We start from the raw sequence: 3,061 nt of genomic DNA on the forward strand, positions 1-3,061 counted from the left end.
TTACTAAGGCGGCCAACGTGGTCGCCTTACTTTTTTGGAATACTCGTTGCGCTAAAACATCGAACCTTCTCGTATGGGTCTATTTTCGCCTAATTAGAAGCGTTTTTGTGTTTTTGAGTGCGAGAGAAAAGAAACTAGAACAAAAATGGAGTGACACGTGCACAAGATTTTATCTTTGACATTGATTTTATCGCTCATGGGCTGCGCTATGCCTTACCAGCAGCAGGTCGATAGTGGCCAATGTGTTGGAGTAATGACCTCTCAGGATGCGTATGGTTATTTAAACCCAAACCATTACACGATGCAGGTACTCGCGCTAAAGCAAGAAAAAGATGTGAAAGATTACATTCGTTATATCGATCCTAAGCATCCGGTTTGGGTTAACTGGAAAAACAGCCGAGGCACGCGTTGGTATACGGTAACTGTTGGCGATTTTAAAACGAAACAGGATGCCTACAATGCGCTTTCTTCACTGCCGAGCCGCGTAAAGCAGTCATCCCCATTTGTGCTGACTTTTGCGGAAATGCAGCGTAAGCAACAAACGAGTGTTGTGAGAATGCGTTAGCCAACAAAAAACGGAAGCAATGGCTTCCGTTTTTTGTATCTAAGGGTAAGCTTAAAGCGCCGCTAAAATCGTTTCTGCTTTGCTTGCTTCAAACTCTTTTGGTTCTTCAACGTTAAGTTTGGTCACAATGCCGTTTTCAATGATCATAGCGTAGCGTTGTGAGCGAATACCACCAAAGCCGCCGGTATCCATTTCAAGACCTAATGCTTTAGTAAAGCTTGCGTCGCCATCACCCAACATCAGGATTTCTGAAGCGTTTTGAGCTTCGCCCCAAGCTTGCATCACAAATGCATCGTTTACAGAAACACACGCAATTAAATCAACACCTTTTGCCTTCAACTCGTCGGCTAATACCACATAGCCTGGTAGGTGAGCTTCCGAGCACGTTGGGGTGAATGCGCCAGGTACCGCGAAGAGTACGACTTTCTTGTTTGCAAACAGCTCAGTCACGTCGTGGTTAACCATACCATCGGCAGTCAATTCGCTTAGAGTCGCAACTGGTAGAGCTTGGCCTTGTTGAATCATGATTTTATTCCTTTTTGTGTGCTAGTTTAGCTTTCTCAGTCTAGCGCTTATAAATGCGGTTAACCACAGAGCTTTTGTAAGGTTTTAGCACCTAAGTGTTTGACCCAAGATGTAGCACTGATGGCTTTATTACAACGCTTCATGCTGACTTACGTATTGACTAACGAGATGGCGATACTTCGCTTTCAGCTCATTATCGATGAAGCTAGCATCAATCGCATTCATTGTGAATTGAGCTAGTTCATTCTTACTCATTGGGTGTGCGTTGTTGACGGCTAAAAAGTTATCTGTCATGTAACCACCAAAGTATACCGGATCGTCCGAATTAATTGTCACAGCGACCCCTTTGCGCAGTAGCTCGACAATATTGTGATCGTTCATATCGTCAAATACACACAATTTAAGGTTCGATAATGGACATACCGTCAGTGGCATTTTGCTTTCAATTAACGACTCGACTAATGCTTCATCCTCAACACAGCGAACACCATGATCCACGCGGCTGACGTGAAGCATTTCAATTGCATCGGTAATGTTTTGTGCCGGGCCTTCTTCACCTGCGTGAGCAACAGTCAGTAAGCCTGCTTCTACCGCTTGTTTAAATACTCGTTTGAACTTAGCTGGTGGATGGCCTTGTTCTGAAGAATCTAGGCCAACACCAATGATCTTATCACGGTATTTCAGAACGGCTTGCAGAGTCTCCATGGCGCTTTCTTCTGAAAGGTGACGGAGGAAACACGCAATGATTTGTGAAGTAATGCCGAGCTTCTCGTGCCCATCTTGTAGTGCGCGGGCGATCCCGTGGATAACGGTGTCAAAGTCAATACCGCGCTCTGTATGCGTTTGCGGGTCAAAAAAGATTTCGGTATGAATAACGTTATCCGCTTTACAGTGCAGTAAGTATTCCCAAGTGAGATCGTAAAAGTCTTGCTCTTTACGCAAAACATCCGCCCCTTGGTAATAAAGGTCAAGGAATGACTGTAAGTCTTCGAACTGATACGCGCTGCGTAGTTCACTCGGAGAAGAGTAAGGAATGTCGATGCCGTTTCGTTGTGCTAACTTGAAGAGAAGTTCTGGCTCAAGTGAACCTTCGATATGTAAGTGCAGCTCTACTTTTGGAAGACCTTGAATAAATGCGTTCATATTCCACCTTATGTGTATTGTGGATGCAGTTACTCTAAGAATAGGTATAGATAAGAATAAATCGAACGCTATCACAAAGAGTAAGACCCACGATGATCTCAACTCTTCGTAATCAGCACTTTGCGGGAACTGGTAGAGACCCCCAAACCATATCATTGGGGTTATACGAAGCAAGCGAGGCGATTATACGCAAAATTCTCAATTTGGCTATACGCAAATAACCTAGTTGTCAGTAGTCGAAGGATTTTTCTAAGAAAAGTAACTGGCAACCGTATAAGTCACTTGGGTATAGAGGAGCAAATTGGTTTTTGAGCGTGAACGAGGCTTATCGTGTTGTTATAAGCGAGGAAAAGAGTGAGGCTTCGTTTGAGCAAAGGTAGGTGGCGGTACCTTGCACAACGATGGAGCAGAGAGAGAATTGAAAGAGTCAAGGATAGCTTATAGATCAAATAACTTGTCAAATTCTCTTTGTTCCATAATGTCTTCTATACGGCGTCGCGTTTTTTGTTTTACCGCCGCCGCGTTTTGCTCAGACTCTTTTTTGTCTTTTTCTGCTTGCTTCTTACTTTTTCTAGCCATTGGATACCTTCCAAATTAGTTGCATCATTCATTAATGCATGAAAACTGAATTAGTTAACAGTAAAACTTCCTAACTTTGAACCTGAATCACAGAGAATAGTTCCAGATTGCGTTTTCTCACAATATTCAAAATCGATCATGTAGCTATGAGAATGAAGCTTAGGTAATACGTGCCTTCGTAAAATATCACCATTTAATTGATGTATTTTAGCGTTCCAAGAGGTGTGAGGTTGTTCTAGATTAAATTCA

General features: G+C 43.0%; 5 protein-coding genes and 1 riboswitch. Of the genes, 1 reads left to right on the forward strand and 4 read right to left on the reverse strand.

Going from position 1 to position 3,061, the window contains the following annotated elements:
- The first annotated feature begins 157 nt into the window (after nucleotides 1-157).
- Nucleotides 158-565 carry an SPOR domain-containing protein gene (locus CAG69_RS18565; protein WP_006741205.1) on the forward strand — a complete coding sequence of 136 codons (408 nt, stop codon included), beginning with the start codon at nucleotides 158-160 and terminating at the stop codon, nucleotides 563-565.
- Nucleotides 566-616: 51 nt separating this feature from the next.
- On the opposite strand, the gene CAG69_RS18570 is transcribed toward CAG69_RS18565, so the two are convergent.
- The 4 genes from CAG69_RS18570 to CAG69_RS22600 form a co-directional block, all read right to left on the reverse strand.
- The gene (locus tag CAG69_RS18570; protein WP_005396331.1) at nucleotides 617-1,090 is read right to left on the reverse strand and encodes a peroxiredoxin; all 474 of its coding nucleotides are present in this window, start codon (nucleotides 1,088-1,090) and stop codon (nucleotides 617-619) included.
- A 129-nt stretch (nucleotides 1,091-1,219) separates the two neighbouring features.
- On the reverse strand, nucleotides 1,220-2,233 hold the full coding sequence (locus tag CAG69_RS18575) for an adenosine deaminase (RefSeq protein ID WP_161445595.1): 1,014 nt from the start codon (nucleotides 2,231-2,233) through the stop codon (nucleotides 1,220-1,222).
- Between the two features lie 89 nt (nucleotides 2,234-2,322).
- A riboswitch (purine riboswitch) is annotated at nucleotides 2,323-2,422 on the reverse strand.
- 249 nt (nucleotides 2,423-2,671) lie between these two features.
- A complete protein-coding gene (locus CAG69_RS18580) occupies nucleotides 2,672-2,812 on the reverse strand; it encodes a PA3496 family putative envelope integrity protein (protein WP_005396335.1) in 141 nt (46 codons plus the stop codon).
- Between the two features lie 50 nt (nucleotides 2,813-2,862).
- Nucleotides 2,863-3,061, reverse strand: a 199-nt coding sequence (locus tag CAG69_RS22600; RefSeq protein ID WP_237668097.1) for a hypothetical protein, incomplete at its 5' end; no start/stop codon positions are given.

Source organism: Vibrio sp. V43_P6S15P86, from assembly GCF_009904725.1.
Lineage (GTDB): Bacteria > Pseudomonadota > Gammaproteobacteria > Enterobacterales > Vibrionaceae > Vibrio > Vibrio diabolicus.